Genomic DNA, 16,364 nt, shown 5'->3' with positions numbered 1-16,364 from the left:
CGCACCAGGGGAGATCCGACGTGAACCGTTCGCCGAGACGCCGTTCCACCATCGCGCTGCAGATCGCGTGTTCGACACTCATCGCCGGGGCGCTCGCCGTCTCCGGCACGATCGCGGCGGTGCCGGCCACGGCCGCGCCGGGCGACGGGTCCACCGCCGCGACGGGGACGACCACGATCACGACGCCGGGCACGCCCGTCGCGCAGGGGGACGACTGGACGGTGACGCCGACCGACGGCGGGTACACGGTCGTCCTGACCCTCGCCGATCCCCTGCCGATCCGTGCGGCGGCCCCCGTCCTGCTCGTGGACGGCACCGACATCGGCGTCGCGCAGACCAGCCTCGACCAGCGGCAGCTGACGGTCACCACGACCGATCCAGCGGTCGCGGACGCTCGCAGCGTCGAGCTCGGCTGGTCGGGTGAGACCGACCTGCAGGGCAACCGGCAGGCCGCCACCGCACCGCAGACGGTCGCGCCGAGCGAAGCGCCGGCACCCCTGACCGACGACCCGGCGGCCGCGGGCCAGTACGCGGTCACCCGGGCCGACTACGACCTCGGCAACGAAGCCGAGACGATCAAGGGCTTCGGTCGCAAGGGCGAGATGCGTGCTGCGGTCTTCGTGCCGAAGGACGCCCCGGGCAAGCGTCCGGTCGTGGTGTTCCTGCACGGCCGCCACGAGGCCTGCTACGGCGGCACCTCCAACCCGAAGGCGTGGCCGTGCGGGAAGGGACAGACCGACATCCCGAGCTACCTCGGCTACAACGCGGCGGCGACCGCGCTGGCGAGCCACGGCAACGTCGTCGTGTCGATCTCCGCGAACGCGATCAACGCCCTCGACGGCAGCTACTCGGACGACGGCGGAGCGGTGGCCCGCGGGCAGCTCGTCCTCGACCACCTCAGCCTGCTGCAGCAGGCCGACGCCGGACAGGAACCCCGGCTCTCGCCGCTGCTCACCGGCAAGCTCGACCTGCAGGACGTCGGCCTCATGGGCCACTCGCGCGGCGGTGACGGCGTGGTCCGCGCGGCCCTGCTCAACACGCAGCGCACGAACCCCTTCGGCATCCGTGCCGTCCTGCCCCTGGCACCGACCGACTTCGGCCGCATGACCCTGCCGGACACCAACACGGCGGTCGTCCTGCCGTACTGCGACGGGGACGTGTCCGACCTGCAGGGCCAGCACTTCTACGACGACTCCCGCACCGCCTTCGGGGACGACGTGCTGCGCTCCTCGGTCCTGGTGATGGGTGCGAACCACAACTTCTTCAACACGACGTGGACGCCGGGCAAGTACGCGAAGGCGTCGTCGGACGACTGGTACGACGAGTCCGACGCGGTCTGCGGGGCGAAGGCGAAGCGCACCACGCGGCTCTCGTCCGACCAGCAGTACGCCGTCGGCACGAGCCTGATCAGCGGCTTCTTCCGCCTGACGCTCGACGGTGAGCAGCAGTTCCTGCCGATGTTCGACGGCACCAACCGCCAGCCCGCCGCCCTGGGCACGGCCGACATCCGGGTGAGCGCTTCCCAGCCCGGCGCGAGCCGGCGCGACCTCGCCCTGTTCGACACCGCGAACCCGGCGATCACCACGACCGGCGCCCTGACGACGAAGACCTGCGCGAGCACCGACAACCTGCCCGCGAAGCAGATCCTGCCGGCGTGCGTCTCGATCTCGTCCAACGCGCCGGACTACACCCCGGCGTACCTGGCGTCCTCGGTGCCGGCCACCCCCGCCCTGCACGTCTCGCCCACCAAGGCGGCGACCGGCGGCCAGGTGCACGTCCCGGTGGCTCCGGCGGCCGGTGACTTCACGGGGTTCCAGGCGCTGTCGCTCCGCCTCACCCCGGACGACACCGCGACGACGAACGCGAACGTCTCGATCACCCTCCGCGACGCGACCGGTGCCGTGGCGACTCGACGCCTGTCCGACACCAGCCGTGCCGGACAGCTGCTCCCCGGTACCCGGATGGCCCCGCGCAAGACGATCCTGCAGCAGGCGCGCATCCCCCTCGACGCGTTCACCGGCATCGACCTGACGTCGGTGCGCGAGGTGACCATCGACGTCCCGCAGAAGAACAGTGGGGTCCTGCTGAGCGACCTGTCGCTCGTGCCCGCTGCAACCCTCGGCACCCCGGTGGTCACGAAACGTCCCGCCGCACGCATCGCGGACCGGTTCGTCGACGAGGGCCGCACGCGCACGGTGGTGCGGGCAGCGGTCGTGCTCTCCCGACCGGCCGAGCAGGCCACCACCGTGTACTTCGACCTCGACCAGGCGTACGACGGGCGCATCCGCCCGGCGGTGCAGCCCGTCACGTTCCAGCCCGGTGAGGTCTGCCGCACGGTCGCGGTCTCGGTGAACGGGGACCGCACGCCGTCGTTCTCGCGGACATCGGACTACGCGATGACCCTCAGCAACACCCAGGGCGGTTCGGTGATCGGTGACTCGGTCGGCACGATGCGCATCCGCGAGGACGACGGCGTGCGCAGCGTGAACGGACGGCCGACCGCGTCCGCTCCGGCGGTCGGGACCCCGCGTGACGCGTGCGCCGAGGCGCAGGCGACCAGCACGGCCATCGCCGTGACGCCGACGAGCAGCCGGAAGGGTGCCAAGGTCGCGATCTCGGCGACGGGGTTCCGTGCCGGCGAGTCGGTCACCGTCAGCATCGACGGTGGTCGGGCCACCCGCACGACTGCCAACGCCGACGGCAAGGTCCGCCTGAAGATCACGAAGGCCGTGGCGGCGCTGGCGCCGGGCGCGCACGTCGTGCATGCCCGTGGCTACGGCTCGGACCAGCGGGCCCGGGGCACCTTCACGACGACGAAGTAGTCGTGCGCGGTCCGGAGCGTCCCGAGCGAACCCTCAGGACGCTCCGGCCCCGATCAGGTCGGCGAGCGGGACGTCGTCGCGCGCCACGGCGGTGGCGACCTGGCTCACCGAGCGCTGGTGGGCGCGGGCGTAGCGGCGGATCATGCCGAACGCCTGCTCGACGTCGACCCCGGCCGCACGCGCGAGGTACCCCTTCGCCTGTTCGATGGCGACCCGGCTGTCGAGCGCACGCTGGAGCTGCTCCGCTGTGAGCGTCGCGTGCTCGAGGGTCCGTTGCTGCAACAGGCTGATGGTCGCGACGTCGGCGAGGGCCTGCGCGGCTCGGGCATCGGCGCCGTTCAGCGCTCCCTCTGTCTCGCGGAACAGGTTCAGCGACCCGACGGTGGTGTCCCGCAACCGGAGCGGGATGGCGTGGACGCCCGCGTACCCGCGCGCCTGCGAGGCCTCGGCGAAGCGAGGCCAGTTCTGCCGCAGGTCGTGGGCGTTCTCCGAGGTCACCAGCCGGCCGGTGGTCACGGCGGTGATGCAGGGCCCCTCGCCGGCGTTGAGCTGGAGCAGACCGATGAAGCTGCTGCGCTCGCTCGTCGACGCGACGACGCGCAGCTCGTCCTGCTGGTCGAGCAGGTGGATCGCGCCCGCGGCGGCGTCGAAGAGCTCGACGGCCCGGTCGACCAGCGTCTGCAGGACGTCGACCACGTCGTAGTCCGCCACCAGGCTGTCGGTGAGGGTCACGAACGTCTCGACCAGTCGTGCTTCGCGTACCTCGGTCATGTGGGAACGGTCCTTCCGTCGAGCAGGCGGGACAACCGTAGTCGAGCAGCGGACACGCGGACCTGTGGCTTGCACCCGGGAGTGCGGCGGCTCTAGCGTTGGAGCAGCAGCCCCAGACCCCGGCAGCCGGAACGTTCCTCCATTCCGACGACCACAGGGAATCCATGACGACGCAGCACGCCGGTACCAGCCCGCAGCGGGAGACCAGCTCGAAACCCCTCACCGGCGGCTACCGGAAGACCGGCTCCCCGGCCGGACCGCGGACCGGCGGCACCTCGTCGTACTCCGCGCTGCTGGCGCAGGTGAAGGAAGCCGGGCTGCTCGAGCGCCGTCGGGGGTTCTACTGGGCGCTGTTCTCCGCGCTCGTCGTGGCGACGGCCGCGTGCTGGGTCGCGTTCGCGTTCCTGGGTGACTCGTGGTTCCAGCTGATCGTGGCCGGTGCCCTGGGTGTGCTGTTCACGCAGTTCGCGTTCCTGTCGCACGAGGCCGCGCACCGTCAGGTGTTCGCCTCCCAGAAGTGGAACGACCGCGCTGGCCGCTGGCTCGGCACGTTCCTGGTGGGACTCAGCTACTCGTGGTGGATGAACAAGCACACCCGTCACCACGGCAACCCGAACACCGTCGGCAAGGACCCGGACATCGCGCCGGACGCGATCCGGTTCCTGCCGGAGGACGCCGCCGCCGTGACGAACAGGCCACTCCGGGTGTTCGTGCAGTACCAGGGCTGGTTGTTCTTCCCGTTGCTCACGCTCGAGGGGATCAACCTGCACCGGGCTGCCGTCATGTCGGTGCTCCGGGGCACCGGCGGCCGGAGCGACACCCGGGGTCGGGTCCTCGAGGGCATCCTGCTCGTGGCGCGGTTCGCGATCTACCTGACGGTGGTGTTCTGGTTCCTGCCGTTCGGGATGGCGTGTGCGTTCCTCGGGGTGCAGCTGGCCGTGTTCGGCGTGATGATGGGGGCCTCGTTCGCCCCGAACCACAAGGGCATGCCGACCATCGCGCACGACGCGAAGGTCGACTTCTTCTCCCGCCAGGTGCGCACCTCGCGCAACATCCGTGGCGGCTGGTGGGTGTCGTTCCTGATGGGTGGGCTGAACTACCAGGTCGAGCACCACCTGTTCCCCTCGATGCCGCGTCCGGCGCTGAAGCAGGCCCGCCTGCTCGTCCGTGACCACTGCGACACCCTCGACGTGCCCTACACCGAGACCACGCTGCTGCGTTCCTACGGCATCGTCGTCCGGTACCTCAACCGCGTCGGCCTCGCCGCCCGCGACCCCTTCGTCTGCCCGATGGTCACCGAACTCCGGATCCACTGACCGCCGCCCCGTGCCGAACCTCCCGAACGAACCGCAGCAGCTCCGAGCGGCGGTGGTCGTGAACCCGACCAAGATCGACCCAGCCCGGCTCCGGGCCGTGCTCCGCAACGAGGAGCGCGCACATGGATGGGCCGAGTCGCTCTGGTTCGAGACGAGCGCTGACGACGACGGGCGGGCGGCTGCCCGGGCCGCACGCAACGCCCACCCGAGCGTCGTCCTCGCCGCCGGGGGTGACGGCACGCTCCGGGTCGTCGCCGCGGAGCTCCGTGGCACCGGGACCCCGGTGGCGCTCGTCCCCAGCGGCACCGGCAACCTGTTCGCGCGGAACCTCGGTCTGCCCCTCGGCGACCTGGTGCGCTCGGTCCGAGCGGGCTTCAGCGGGACGGACCGCCCGATCGACGTCGGATTGGCCGACCTGACCGACCCGGCAGGCGTCACGACGTCGCACGCGTTCCTGGTGATGACCGGCATCGGGCTCGATGCGAGCATGGCCGCGGACACGAACGCGTGGGTGAAGAAGCGGTTCGGGTGGGTCGCCTACTCGGATCCCATCGCCCGGTCCGTGATCGGCAACCGGCAGATCCCGGTGCACTACGGGATCGACGACGGCCCGCTCCGCAGCATGAGCGCGCACACGATCATCGTCGGGAACTGCGGCACCCTGACTGCCGGCATCCTGCTGCTCCCCGCGGCCCGACCGGACGACGGCATCCTCGACGCCGTGGCGTTCCGGCCGGCCGGGTGGTTCGGCTGGACCAAGGTCGGGTACGCCCTGACGCTCAACCGCTTCTTCGCGCGCACCCGGTTCGGGCGACTCCTCGCTCGCGTGTTGCCGACCTCACGCGCGCTCCGGTACACCCGGGCACGGACGCTGCGGCTGACCGTCGACACCCCGGAGCGTGTGCAGCTCGACGGCGACGCGTTCGGTGAGGTGGTCGCGGTGACGCTCACCACCGACCACCACGGCTTGGTGCTGCGGACGGAGCCGGACGGGCCGCGGACCCGACGGGCCTAGCCGGTGCTGCCGAGGTCGGCGCCCCGGTGCACGACGTCCTCCGCCATGGCCCGGATCCCGCGGCCCGCACCGGCAGCAGCACGTCGCAAGATCTGGAACGCCTCGTCCATCCGGATGCCCCGTCGGTACGCGAGGGCACCCTTGGCCTGTTCGAGGAGTTCCCGGGCCTCGAGCGCGTCCTCGACCTGTTCCTCGATCGTGGTCGACACCCCGCGGTCGCGCTGTCGGACCAGGGCAGCCGAAGCCGCGTCGGCGAGCAGCTGCATCAGCACGACGTCCTGGTCGCTGTGCCCGCGCGTGTGGTCGGCGAAGACGCACAGGGAGCCGATGGTCCGGTCCCGCAGACGGATCGGCTCGGCGAACGTGCCGTGCAGCCCGCGTTCACGCATCGTCGCTGAGAACTCCGGCCACTCCGACTCGTGCGTCGACACGTCGGGCACGTCGATCGTCTCGCCGGTCCGGTAGCAGTCGAGACACGAGCCCTCGTTCGTGCCGAGCTGCGCTTCCTCGGCCTCGCTGCTGCGCTCGCTCGTCGAGGCGACGACCTGCAGCGCACCGGACCGGTCCGCGAGCACGACCCCCGCCTCCGTCGCCGAGGTCCCCTCCACGCACGCCGCGATCACACGGTCCATGGCGTCGAGCACCTCGAGGTCGGTGTCCAGAGCCGGCACCAACCGATCCGGCAGGTTGATCGCGTCACTGGTCGTCATGCTTCGACGCTACGACCAGACCGATGGCGCACGGCTCAGCCAGTTCGCGTACCGGATCACGGCGTTCGGGTCCGCAAGCAGCCGCGTCCGTCGAAGTGCGGACTGGTGCGACCCCCGGACAGGGGGTCAGGATGACCCATCAGTTGCACAACGCAACTGGCAGGTGCTTCACCGACAGAGGAGTCGTCATGAAGAAGTCCATCGCCGCCGCGTTCGCCGCGGTCGCCGTCATCACCGCCGGCGTGTTCGCCGCTTCGCCCGCGTCCGCGCTGCCCGTCAGCACGAAGGTCGTCGGCGGCGAGAAGGCCCCCACCACCTCGTGGGCGGTGCAGCTCGAAGCCTCGGGCGGGAGCATCCCCGCAGGCTACGTCAGCAACTGCACCGGCGAGCAGCTCAACGCCTCGTGGATCCTCACCGCCCGGCACTGCATCGACGGCATCGGCGCGATGAACGTGTACCACTCGAACTCCACCGTCAACCGCGGCACGGCCGTCGCCGTCGACCGCGTCAGCGCCTCGCCGGCGGGTGACATCGCGCTCGTGCACCTGCGGACCGCCTACTCGCTGTCCACCTACGCACCCCTCGACCTCACCGCGACGGCCAAGTCGAGCGGCACCGGCACCATCCAGGGCTACGGCCTGCGTGCGAACGCGACCCAGTCCGACGGCCTGTACCAGGCCACCGTCTCGCTCACCGGCGCGAGCACCGACGCCTTCAGCGGTCGTGCCCAGCACCTCACCGGCGTGACCGGTGCCTCGAACCACGGCGACTCGGGCGGCCCGCTGCTCGTCAACGGCAAGGTCGTCGCCGTCTGCTCCACCGGCGACAGCGCCGACCCGGGCGCGAACACCAAGGCTGGCTCGAACTACGCCCTGCTGTCGCAGGCCTCGTCCTGGATCCGGACCACGGCCGGCGTCTGAACCACCTGACGGACTGGAGGCGCGGTGTCAGCTGGCACCGCGCCTCCAGTCCGTCCAACCCGTCTCCAGGGCGTTGCTCGCCTGTTCGGCGTCCGTCACCCACCAGCTGAGCGCCCGTGCGGGCGCCGCGACGACAGTGGGGCCATGAGCCAGTACGAGAAGCGCGATCCGAACACCCTCTACCCGGCACCGCCGTACCCGAAGCAGGAGCAGTCGCTGCCGGGCGCCGCGTGGAAGATGGACCCGAAGCCCGACCACGGCGAGGAGAGCTACGTCGGGCTCGGACGGCTGAAGGGGTACCGCGGCATCGTCACCGGTGCTGATTCCGGCATCGGCCGTGCCGCCGCCATCGCCCTGTCGCGCGAAGGCGCGGACCTGGTGCTCTCGTACCTGCCGGACGAGCAGGAGGACGCGGAACAGGTCCGCGACCTGCTCGAGTCCGAGGGTCGTCGGGCCGTGCTGTTCCCCGGCGACATCTCCGACGAGCAGTACTGCACGGACCTGGTGCAGAAGGGCGTCGACGAGTTCGGCGGCCTCGACACCCTGGTCATGGTCGCGGGGCGCATGGAGAGCAACGAGGACATCCTCACGCTCGACACGTCGATGTTCGACTCCACCTTCAAGACCAACATCTACTCGCTGTTCTGGTTGACCAAGGCTGCGGTGCCGCACCTCGAGCCCGGTTCGACCATCGTGACGACCGGTTCGATCCAGGCGTCGACGCCCTCGCCGGACAAGATCGACTACGCCGTGTCGAAGGGCGCGATCAAGCTCTTCACCGAGGCCGTCGCGCAGCAGCTCGCGCCGAAGGGCATCCGTGTGAACTCCGTCGCGCCGGGGCCGGTGTGGACGCCGCTGCAGCCGGGTTCCGACGACGCCGAGACGGTGTCGCACTTCGGTGAGAGCTCGCCGTTCGGCCGTCCCGGTCAGCCCGCCGAGCTCGGTGCCGCCTACGTGCACCTGGTCAGCCCGGAGTCGAGCTACCAGTCCGGGTCGACGATCACGATCGCGGGCGGGACGCCGGCGTTCTGATCTGCCGTTCTGGGCTTTTGGCGTTTTCGCGTTCTTGCGTTCGAGGAAGGGGACCACGTGTCCGGAGTGACGCACACCGTGCTGGTCGAGTGGGACGGGGAGGACCGGTCGTCCGAGGCCACGGCCTTGTCGCGCGACCACCTGCCACGGGTCGAGGGGGTCGAGTCGGTGCAGGCCGGCACGAGCGTGAGCACCGAGGGGCTGGAGGGCGGGTTCCACTGGATGCTCGTCGTCCGGTTCCGCGATCGTGCCGCGCTCGCCGGGTACCTGCCGCACCCGGAGCACCGGCCGGTGGCCGAGTTCATCGGTGCGGCGAGTGCGCGGGTCGTCGTGTTCGACGTCGAGGACGCCGACTGATCGCTGCGTCGGAAGCTGTGTAACGCTCTGGTTGCGATGGCGGACGAGGGGTTCCGTTCCTCGTGGAGGCTCGACGTACGGTGGATCGGCCATCGCAACGGCGCGGGGGTCATCGGCCGGCGCTGCGGCTCTCCGGAGCGCGCGCCGGTCGGGTCCCCGCCTGCGGGCGGGGACCCTTCGACATCCGCCGACGGAGGGAAACAGACGATGCCCGGCAACCCGAACCCGTTCGTCCACGACGGCGCGAAGATCCTGCTCGGCGAGGCGGGAGCGGCGCACTGCGACGAGTGCGGTGACGCCGTCCGGCTCGACCCGCGGATCGGCAGCTGGAGGACCGTGCAGCAACCCGGCCCCCAGCTCCCGCCTGACCGGCAGCGGCGCAGTGCGGCGGGGGCCGCGTGAACGGCACCGCCCGGACCGCCGGGGTGACCCTCGGGCTCATCGCAGCGATGGCGCTGACCGCCTGTTCCGGCTCACCGGCTGCGACGCCGACCCGGACCGTGACTGCGACTGCGACTGCGACCCCGGAGGCGCCGGCTGACCCCGACACTGCGACCCCAACTCCGACCCCGACCGAGACGGACACGGCCTTCAGCCTGTCGGACCCCGCGACGTGGACCATCTCGACCGAGGAGGTCGGACCGATCGCCCTCGGTGGTCCGGTGCAGGGCGAGATCGACGACCTGGCAGCCGCCTACACCCGGAGTACGGATGCGTGCCCGGCCAGCCCGGAGACGACGTTCTGGGAGCGATCCGACGCCCCCGGGCTCATCGTCATCCCCCGCGACGGGAAGGTCGCCGGGGTGACCATCGGTGGGGTGGGGTCGGACCCGGTGACGACGAACTCGCCCGAGACCGACGCCGGGATCGGCATCGGAGCGCCCCTGACCGAGGTGCGCTCCGCGTACCCGGACCTGCAGTACACCGGCACCTACGGTGAGGACCAGGGGCCGTACTCGATGTGGAGCGTGCAGGCCGACGGGCGCTACATGACGTTCCAGCTGGGGACGGACGGCACCACCGTGGGGGCGATCTGGGTGGGGTCGGTCGCGATGTTGCCGTACGAGTACTGCGCCTGACGCCACCGAGGGTCGAACGTCGCTGCTGGCAGGATGACCGGTATGGCCAGCGCTGTCCGTCTCATCCGGTCCGACGTCCTGAGCGATGCGGCGCAGTACGCGTACGCGTCCACCGTGCCGGCCGGGACGCGGCTCGTGTTCCTCGCCGGGGCCTGCCCGCTGGCCCCGGACGGGTCGACCGTCGCGGTCGGCGACTACGCGGGCCAGGCTGCCCGGTGCATCGAGACGATGCAGGAGGCGCTGCGTGCCGCAGGTGCGTCCATCGAGGACGTCGTGAGCACCCGGGTGCTCGTGGCGTCCTCGCGGCAGGCCGACCTCGTCACCGCATGGCAGGTGGTGCGCGATGCCTTCGGCGCGCACGACGTGCCGAGCACCCTGCTCGGGGTCACGGTGCTCGGCTACGACGACCAGCTGGTCGAGATCGAAGCCGTCGCGGCCGTCGCCGACGGCCAGGCCACGTGACGGCGCGAGGCGTCGAGGTTCCCGCGCTCCCGCGCACGCTCGCTTCAGAAGCCGGGACCCGCTTTGACCAGGGCGATGCCGACACCGACGAGCGCGAGGACGAGGCCGGCCACGAACGTGCGTGGGGACGGGTTCTCGCCGCGGAGCCTGGCCACGACGGGCCCGAGGAGGGCGAGCCGGACCACGAGGTACGCGATCGCGATGACCTCGGCCGCGAGCCCGGATGCGCCGGTCAGCCAGGCGTAGGCAAGGACAGCAGCCGGCAGGAAACCGGAGGTGAGGACCGGCAGCGAGTCTCGGAACTCGGCGCGGACGGTCTCCCCGGTGAGGCGGTGGTCGCTCCGCGCACGTCGCCCGACCGACTCGGCGAAGGTGTGTGCGAGGAAGGTCGAGAACGCGGTGGCGAGGACGTACCAGAGCCCCCGACCGCTCTCGGCGGTGTCCGGGACCATCGGTGCGATCGTGCCGAGGATCACGATGTTGCCGTACACGAACGCGGTGATGCGGCTCGCGGCGTCCTCACGCGACAAGCGGCTCCGGCCCACGGAAGTCCTCTCGTGCGGGCTCAGTAGTACTCACCCTGCCGGTAGTCCCAGCTCGTGAACGTGTCCGCGAGCAGCCCCATGATCCGGTCGACGTCGAGCCCCTTGCGGATCAGCGTCGGTGCGGGGACGACCGATCGGCGTCCGTCCTGCAGCGGGATCAGGGTCCCCGTGCTGTCGACCATCGACACCATGACGCCCTGCTCGTAGCGGGTCTCGGCACTCTGCTCCGGCTGGATGGACGCGACGTAGTCGTCCGCCTCGACGATCACGTCGGCGCGCTCGGCGATGCGCTCGCCGATGCCGTCGACCACGCCACGGTTGCCGGTGCCCGACGGGTTGGCCGAGCTCGCGAAGGCGAACTTGCCGTGCTCGGTCCAGAGTTCGCGGGCGGCGAGCTCACCGGGGGCGCCGAACTTGATGACGAAGCAGGACGTCCCGCGGGTGTCCATCATGAGTTCGTCGGAGCCGTCCGCCGGCAACGCCGCTCGGCCCTCGTCACTCCAGGGCAGGATGCACCCGAGCAGGATGTCCTCGTCCCAGCACCGCTGGTACAGGGCGTCGATCTCGGGGGTGAGCTGCGCGATGCTCCGGAGCATCTCGAGCGAGCTCACGAGCACGACGCCCGGCTTGTTGCGGTTGCGTTCCTTCGCGTCGAACTTCCGCTCCAGACCCGCGCGGTCCGAGGTCATCAGGATGTAGCCGACCTTGGTGGGGACCACCGCGAGACCGCCGTCGTGGAGCAGCGCGTCCACCGCGCTGCGGGGCACGCCGCCGGTCCAGTGCACCCGGTTCATGCTGACCTGCGTGTCGTCGTTCATGCCCGTCCTCGTTCCGCTCGATTGCCAGACGATCGTCTGACAGCGGGAGCCTATGGACGCCGATGGAGCCGGACAAGGGCCGTGGACGTGACCTGTGGGCCTTCTCCGAAGGGTTCAGGCGGTCTCGCAGCGAACGACCGAGGCTGAGCCGCGCACAACCAAAGCGCCCCCGCGCCACGTGGTCGCGCGGTTCGAGGTCACTTTGGTTGTGCGAGGCACACAGAAATCGCCCGTCCCTCGCGTCACTCCACCAACGACTGCGTCCCCACCACGATCGCCAGGGCCAGCCGCTCCGCGTCCACCGATCCGGGCTCGGCCGTGTACGCCAGGATCCGCAGGTCCTCCGGCCCGACGACCAGGGTGTCGCAGTCGAGCGTGATCAGCCCGACGTCCGGGTGGTCGATCACCTTCCGGCGGGCGGTCTCGCCGAGCGCGGTCGCGCCGGAGTCCCACAGCTCGACGAACCGCGGGCTCGCCGCCCGAAGGTCCCGCACGAGCTGCTGCAGCTGGCGGTCGAGCGGGTAGCGGGCCGCGGTCATCCGGAGCCCCGCCACCAGGTTCGCCTCGAACGCCGCCTGCTCCTCGGGCGTGTGCACGGCGCGGCTGCCGGACCCCACCAGGTGCCGCCACGCGGTGTTCCGGTCGTTCCCGCGCAGCGCCCCGATCGGCCCCATCAGGGCGTCGTACGGGGCGTTGGCGACGAGCAGGTTCCCCGCGGCGTCGAGCACCGCGACCGGGGTTTCCGCCAGGCGGTCGAGCAGTCGCTGCACGCTCGGTGGGATCCTCGACGGCACCACGTCGGCGCCGGGGACCGCGTGCCCGGCGAGCCGGTAGAGCAGCTCGCGGTCGGCATCGGCGACCCGCAGCGCTCGCGCGAGCGCCTCGACCACCTGGGCGGACGGCGAGGTCGCCCGCCCCTGCTCGAGCCGGGTCAGGTAGTCGGCGGAGATCCCCGCGAGCCCGGCCAGCTCCTCACGGCGCAGACCGGTCGCGCGCCGACGGGCCCCGACGACCACGCCCGCCGCCTCGGGGGAGACGTGGTCGCGCAGTCGCCGCAGGGTGTGCCCGAAGTCCGTGTCCGCCATGTCCCCAGTCTGCGCGCGACGGTCGACCGGGTCCTGGCCCTGCCGGTCCTACGACAACGGGGCGACTCCCTACGGTCGTCGCCGAGCGTGACGCTGGACCCATGACAACGACACTCATCACCGGGGCCACCCGCGGCCTCGGCAAGGAAACCGCCCGCCAGCTCGTCGAGGCGGGCCACACCGTCTGGATCGGCGCCCGCGACGCCGACCAGGGCGCCGCGGTCGCCGCCGAGATCGGCGCCCGCTCCGTCCAGCTCGACGTCCGCGACGACGACTCGGTCGCCGCGACCTTCGCCCACGTCGACGCGAACGGCGGACTCGACGTGCTGGTCAACAACGCCGGCATCGCCGTCTGGGGGCAGAGCGGGCCCGAGGCGCTCGCCGTCTTCGACACGAACGCCGTCGGCACGATCCGCGCGACCGAGGCCGCGCTGCCGCTCCTGCGTCGCTCCGCGAACCCGATCGTGGTGAACCTCTCGAGTGCGCTCGGCTCCTTCACCGCCACCCACGACCCGTCGAAGCCGGCGTTCACCGTGCCGGCCGTGGTCTACGGCGCGTCCAAGGCCGCCGTCTCGATGCTGACCGTGCAGTACGCACGCGTCGTGCCCGAGGTGCACTTCGTCGCGATCGAGCCCGGCTACACGGCCACCGAGTTCGGTGGCATGCCGAACCCGCACGGTCGCCCCGTCGAGGTCAGCGCGGCGACGATCGCGGCCGCCGCGAGCGCGGGCCCGGAGGGCCCCACCGGCGTGTTCCTGGAGGACGGCCAGACGCTCGGGTGGTGACGTCGTGACGGCCTGGAGGCCCGTGGCGGCGCCGCCACGGGCCTCCAGGCCGTCGTCCGCTCGCGTCTACAGCAGCTGGCGCGCGTTGGTGGACGCGAGGTCCAGCAGCTCGTCGCCGCGACCCGACAGCACCGTGCGGATGGCGTAGAGCGTGAAGCCCTTCGCCTGCTCGAGCGTGACCGCCGGGGGCATGGAGAGTTCCTGGCGGTTCGCGCGGACCGACACGAGCGCGGGGCCGTCGTGCGCGAGCGCGGCGGCCATCGCGTCCTCGAAGTCGTCGGACACGTCGACGTGGAACCCCTTGATGCCGATCGCCTCGGCGACGGCGGCGAAGTCCGGGTTCTGCAGCTCGGTGCCGTAGTTCACGAAGCCGGCGGCCTTCATCTCGAGCTCGACGAAGTTGAGCGACGAGTTGTCGAACACGACGATCTTCACCGGCAGCTTGTTCTGCACGATCGTGATGAGCTCACCGAGGAGCATCGTCAGCCCGCCGTCACCGGCCAGGGCGATCACCTGCCGGTCCGGGAACGCCGTCTGCGCGCCGATCGCCTGCGGGACGGCGTTCGCCATCGTGCCGTGCACGAACGAGCCGATCAGTCGGCGCTTGCCGTTCATGGTGAGGTAGCGCGAGGCCCAGACGACGGGGGAGCCGACGTCGGGGATGAAGACGGCGTCCTCCGCGGCGAGCCGGTCGAGCACCCGGGCGACGTACTGCGGGTGCAGGGGCTTCTTCTTCCCGGCGGGGACCGCCAGGTCGTCGAGCTTCTCGCGGGTCTTCCGGTAGTGCTTGAGCGAGTCCTCGAGGTGCTTCGTCGGGTGCGAGCCGGTCAGCAGCGGGATGAGTGCGAGTGCGGTGTCCTTGACGGTGCCGACCAGCCCGATGTCGACGGGGTGCCGCCGACCGAGCTGCGAGCCGCGGATGTCGACCTGCACGTGCTTCGCCTTGGCGGGGAAGAACTGCTGGTACGGGAAGTCCGTGCCGAGCATGAGCACGACGTCGGCGTCCTCCATCGCGCGGTACCCGGAAGCGAAGCCGAGCAGTCCCGTCATGCCGACGTCGTACGGGTTGTCGTACTCGATGTACTCCTTGCCGCGCAGCGCGTGCACGATCGGGGCCTGCAGCCGCTCGGCCAGGGCGACGACCTCGTCGTGGGCGTCCGCGACGCCGGCTCCGGCCAGGATCGTGATCCGGTCGGCGCCGTTCAGCAGGTCGGCGGTGCGCTGCAGCTCGGCCTCGCTCGGCACGATGCGCGGGGTGGCCCGCTCGATGCGGGTGGTGCGGTCGTCCTTCGCCTCGGCGAGCAGCACGTCGCCCGGGATCACGAGCACGGCGACGCCGCGCTTCTCGATCGCCTCGCGCATCGCGATCTCGAGCAGGCGGGGCATCTGGACGGGGTCGGCGACGTACTCGACGTAGACGGAGCACTCGCGGAACAGCTCCTGCGGGTGCGTCTCCTGGAAGTAGCCGGAGCCGATCTCCGCCGTGGGGATGTGCGCGGCGATCGCCAGCACCGGCACCCGCGAACGGTTCGCGTCGTACAGGCCGTTGATCAGGTGCAGGTTGCCGGGCCCGCAGCTGCCGGCGCAGACGGTCAGGTCACCGGTCAGGGCGGCCTCGGCAGAGGCGGCGAACGCGGCCGCCTCCTCGTGACGGACGTGCTCCCACCGCATCGTGCCGTCCTTGCGCAGGGCGTCGGTGAAGCCGTTCAGGGAGTCCCCGGGCAGGCCGTAGACCCGGTGGATGTCGTTGGCGCGGAGGGTGGCGACGATGTTCTCGGCAACGGTTGGCATGTGCCCTGTCTACTCGCGACCGCTGCGCTGAACGCTTTCGGAGTTTTGTGAGGCTCACTCGCCCTGGGATGCCGGGGTCGTGCTGCGACGATGGCGGGATGACCGACGACGCGCCGCTCCTCCGTCCCCGCCGACGGGAGCCCGCCGCGTACGGGATCCTCGAGCGCTCGCCGTACCCGCTCGTCTCGGTGGCGATCGCCGTCATCGCGGTCGTGGTCATCACCATCGTCGGGTTCACCCTCGGCACCGTGGACCTGGGGCTGTCCAAGGCCCTCAATACGCTGCACACCGGGTTCATCGGGGCGTTCAGCACGGCGGTCTACCACGTGATCAGTCCGGCACCGGCGATCGGGATCACGGTCGTCGTCGTCGCCGTGATCTGGTGGCGCACGCGAGACCTGCGCCCGGCCCTGGCGTTCGGCGGCACCATCGCGATCACGTGGGTGCCGTCCGCGATCGTGAAGGAGATCGTGCACCGCGCCCGGCCCGACGTCGCCGTGCTGCCGCACCCGTTCCCCGTGCAGCCCGACCCCGGGTACCCGAGCGGGCACACGGTCTACATCACGGCGTTCGTCATCGCGCTGATCTGGCTGCTCCGCGAGACCCGGTGGCACCGGCTTGCCCTGACGCTCGGGGTCGTGGCCATCGTGATCGTGTTCTTCGCGGTGTCGATCGACGCGGTCCACTACCCGACCGACGCCGCTGCCTCGATCCTGTGGGCGCTCGCCGTGGCGCCGGGGGTGCGGGTGGTGTGGGTCGACTGGCTCATGCCGCGGGTGCCGTTCCTGCGGCCCGGGCGGGGCTGACGCCGGGCCGCAGGAACGGCACCCGCGGCATGAGCCAGTCGACCCACACC

17 protein-coding genes are annotated in these 16,364 nt (G+C 71.2%); 11 read left to right on the top strand and 6 right to left on the bottom strand.

Annotated features, from left to right (window positions below):
- Positions 1-20 precede the first annotated feature (20 nt).
- Positions 21-2,822, top strand: a complete 2,802-nt coding sequence (locus DEI98_RS13435; protein ID WP_111101017.1) for a hypothetical protein — start codon at positions 21-23, stop codon at positions 2,820-2,822.
- A gap of 33 nt (positions 2,823-2,855) precedes the next feature.
- On the opposite strand, the gene DEI98_RS13430 is transcribed toward DEI98_RS13435, so the two are convergent.
- Positions 2,856-3,593, bottom strand: a complete 738-nt coding sequence (locus tag DEI98_RS13430; protein ID WP_111101016.1) for a GAF and ANTAR domain-containing protein — start codon at positions 3,591-3,593, stop codon at positions 2,856-2,858.
- Between the two features lie 164 nt (positions 3,594-3,757).
- Here DEI98_RS13430 and DEI98_RS13425 point away from each other — a divergent pair, with 164 nt between their 5' ends.
- Entirely contained in the window at positions 3,758-4,909 is a 1,152-nt protein-coding gene (locus DEI98_RS13425) for an acyl-CoA desaturase (RefSeq protein ID WP_111101015.1), read from the top strand.
- A gap of 10 nt (positions 4,910-4,919) precedes the next feature.
- Positions 4,920-5,924 carry a diacylglycerol kinase family protein gene (locus DEI98_RS13420; protein ID WP_111101014.1) on the top strand — a complete coding sequence of 335 codons (1,005 nt, stop codon included), beginning with the start codon at positions 4,920-4,922 and terminating at the stop codon, positions 5,922-5,924.
- Here DEI98_RS13420 and DEI98_RS13415 read toward each other — a convergent pair.
- The gene (locus DEI98_RS13415) at positions 5,921-6,634 is read right to left on the bottom strand and encodes a GAF and ANTAR domain-containing protein (protein WP_111101013.1); all 714 of its coding nucleotides are present in this window, start codon (positions 6,632-6,634) and stop codon (positions 5,921-5,923) included. The two genes, DEI98_RS13420 and DEI98_RS13415, sit on opposite strands and share 4 nt — an antisense overlap.
- Positions 6,635-6,822: 188 nt before the next feature.
- Between DEI98_RS13415 and DEI98_RS13410 the strand changes: the two genes are divergently transcribed.
- From DEI98_RS13410 to DEI98_RS13385, 6 genes are all read left to right on the top strand, one after another.
- On the top strand, positions 6,823-7,554 hold the full coding sequence (locus DEI98_RS13410) for a trypsin-like serine protease (protein ID WP_111101012.1): 732 nt from the start codon (positions 6,823-6,825) through the stop codon (positions 7,552-7,554).
- Positions 7,555-7,698: 144 nt separating this feature from the next.
- Entirely contained in the window at positions 7,699-8,586 is an 888-nt protein-coding gene (locus tag DEI98_RS13405) for an SDR family oxidoreductase (RefSeq protein WP_110858568.1), read from the top strand.
- 57 nt (positions 8,587-8,643) lie between these two features.
- Complete coding sequence (locus tag DEI98_RS13400; RefSeq protein WP_181438045.1) at positions 8,644-8,943, top strand: Dabb family protein; 300 nt, start codon at positions 8,644-8,646, stop codon at positions 8,941-8,943.
- Positions 8,944-9,150: 207 nt separating this feature from the next.
- Entirely contained in the window at positions 9,151-9,345 is a 195-nt protein-coding gene (locus tag DEI98_RS13395; protein WP_071404793.1) for a hypothetical protein, read from the top strand.
- Positions 9,342-10,022: a hypothetical protein gene (locus DEI98_RS13390; protein WP_110863504.1), complete on the top strand. Its 681-nt coding sequence runs from the start codon at positions 9,342-9,344 to the stop codon at positions 10,020-10,022. Before DEI98_RS13395 ends, DEI98_RS13390 begins: the two co-directional genes overlap by 4 nt.
- Before the next feature lie 42 nt (positions 10,023-10,064).
- Positions 10,065-10,484 (top strand): Rid family hydrolase, encoded by a 420-nt coding sequence (locus DEI98_RS13385; RefSeq protein ID WP_111101010.1) that lies wholly within the window; start codon positions 10,065-10,067, stop codon positions 10,482-10,484.
- A gap of 44 nt (positions 10,485-10,528) precedes the next feature.
- On the opposite strand, the gene DEI98_RS13380 is transcribed toward DEI98_RS13385, so the two are convergent.
- The 3 genes from DEI98_RS13380 to DEI98_RS13370 all read right to left on the bottom strand — a co-directional run bounded on the left by DEI98_RS13380 (position 10,529) and on the right by DEI98_RS13370 (position 12,932).
- Complete coding sequence (locus DEI98_RS13380) at positions 10,529-11,029, bottom strand: hypothetical protein (protein WP_258370867.1); 501 nt, start codon at positions 11,027-11,029, stop codon at positions 10,529-10,531.
- A 20-nt stretch (positions 11,030-11,049) separates the two neighbouring features.
- Positions 11,050-11,847 (bottom strand): Sua5/YciO/YrdC/YwlC family protein, encoded by a 798-nt coding sequence (locus DEI98_RS13375; RefSeq protein ID WP_220037078.1) that lies wholly within the window; start codon positions 11,845-11,847, stop codon positions 11,050-11,052.
- Between the two features lie 242 nt (positions 11,848-12,089).
- A complete protein-coding gene (locus DEI98_RS13370; protein WP_111101009.1) occupies positions 12,090-12,932 on the bottom strand; it encodes a helix-turn-helix transcriptional regulator in 843 nt (280 codons plus the stop codon).
- Between the two features lie 101 nt (positions 12,933-13,033).
- Between DEI98_RS13370 and DEI98_RS13365 the strand changes: the two genes are divergently transcribed.
- Positions 13,034-13,717, top strand: a complete 684-nt coding sequence (locus DEI98_RS13365; RefSeq protein ID WP_111101008.1) for an SDR family NAD(P)-dependent oxidoreductase — start codon at positions 13,034-13,036, stop codon at positions 13,715-13,717.
- Between the two features lie 66 nt (positions 13,718-13,783).
- Here DEI98_RS13365 and poxB read toward each other — a convergent pair whose 3' ends face one another.
- A complete protein-coding gene (poxB, locus tag DEI98_RS13360) occupies positions 13,784-15,508 on the bottom strand; it encodes a ubiquinone-dependent pyruvate dehydrogenase (protein WP_111039725.1) in 1,725 nt (574 codons plus the stop codon).
- Positions 15,509-15,606: 98 nt separating this feature from the next.
- Here poxB and DEI98_RS13355 point away from each other — a divergent pair, with 98 nt between their 5' ends.
- Positions 15,607-16,314 carry a phosphatase PAP2 family protein gene (locus DEI98_RS13355; RefSeq protein ID WP_181438044.1) on the top strand — a complete coding sequence of 236 codons (708 nt, stop codon included), beginning with the start codon at positions 15,607-15,609 and terminating at the stop codon, positions 16,312-16,314.
- Positions 16,315-16,364 lie beyond the last annotated feature (50 nt).

The organism is Curtobacterium sp. MCLR17_034 (assembly GCF_003234485.1).
Classification (GTDB): Bacteria; Actinomycetota; Actinomycetes; order Actinomycetales; family Microbacteriaceae; genus Curtobacterium; species Curtobacterium flaccumfaciens.
Note: the sequence above shows the minus strand (reverse complement) of the source record. Positions and strands in the feature narration are given on the sequence as shown.

Coding starts and splice junctions, on each gene's coding strand:
- DEI98_RS13355 (WP_181438044.1), top strand. CDS start 15,607: ATGACCGACGACGCGCCGCTCCTCCGTCCCCGCCGACGGGAGCCCGCC.
- DEI98_RS13410 (WP_111101012.1), top strand. CDS start 6,823: ATGAAGAAGTCCATCGCCGCCGCGTTCGCCGCGGTCGCCGTCATCACC.
- DEI98_RS13405 (WP_110858568.1), top strand. CDS start 7,699: ATGAGCCAGTACGAGAAGCGCGATCCGAACACCCTCTACCCGGCACCG.
- poxB (WP_111039725.1), bottom strand. CDS start 15,508: ATGCCAACCGTTGCCGAGAACATCGTCGCCACCCTCCGCGCCAACGAC.
- DEI98_RS13415 (WP_111101013.1), bottom strand. CDS start 6,634: ATGACGACCAGTGACGCGATCAACCTGCCGGATCGGTTGGTGCCGGCT.
- DEI98_RS13365 (WP_111101008.1), top strand. CDS start 13,034: ATGACAACGACACTCATCACCGGGGCCACCCGCGGCCTCGGCAAGGAA.
- DEI98_RS13430 (WP_111101016.1), bottom strand. CDS start 3,593: ATGACCGAGGTACGCGAAGCACGACTGGTCGAGACGTTCGTGACCCTC.
- DEI98_RS13375 (WP_220037078.1), bottom strand. CDS start 11,847: ATGAACGACGACACGCAGGTCAGCATGAACCGGGTGCACTGGACCGGC.
- DEI98_RS13425 (WP_111101015.1), top strand. CDS start 3,758: ATGACGACGCAGCACGCCGGTACCAGCCCGCAGCGGGAGACCAGCTCG.
- DEI98_RS13385 (WP_111101010.1), top strand. CDS start 10,065: ATGGCCAGCGCTGTCCGTCTCATCCGGTCCGACGTCCTGAGCGATGCG.
- DEI98_RS13370 (WP_111101009.1), bottom strand. CDS start 12,932: ATGGCGGACACGGACTTCGGGCACACCCTGCGGCGACTGCGCGACCAC.
- DEI98_RS13395 (WP_071404793.1), top strand. CDS start 9,151: ATGCCCGGCAACCCGAACCCGTTCGTCCACGACGGCGCGAAGATCCTG.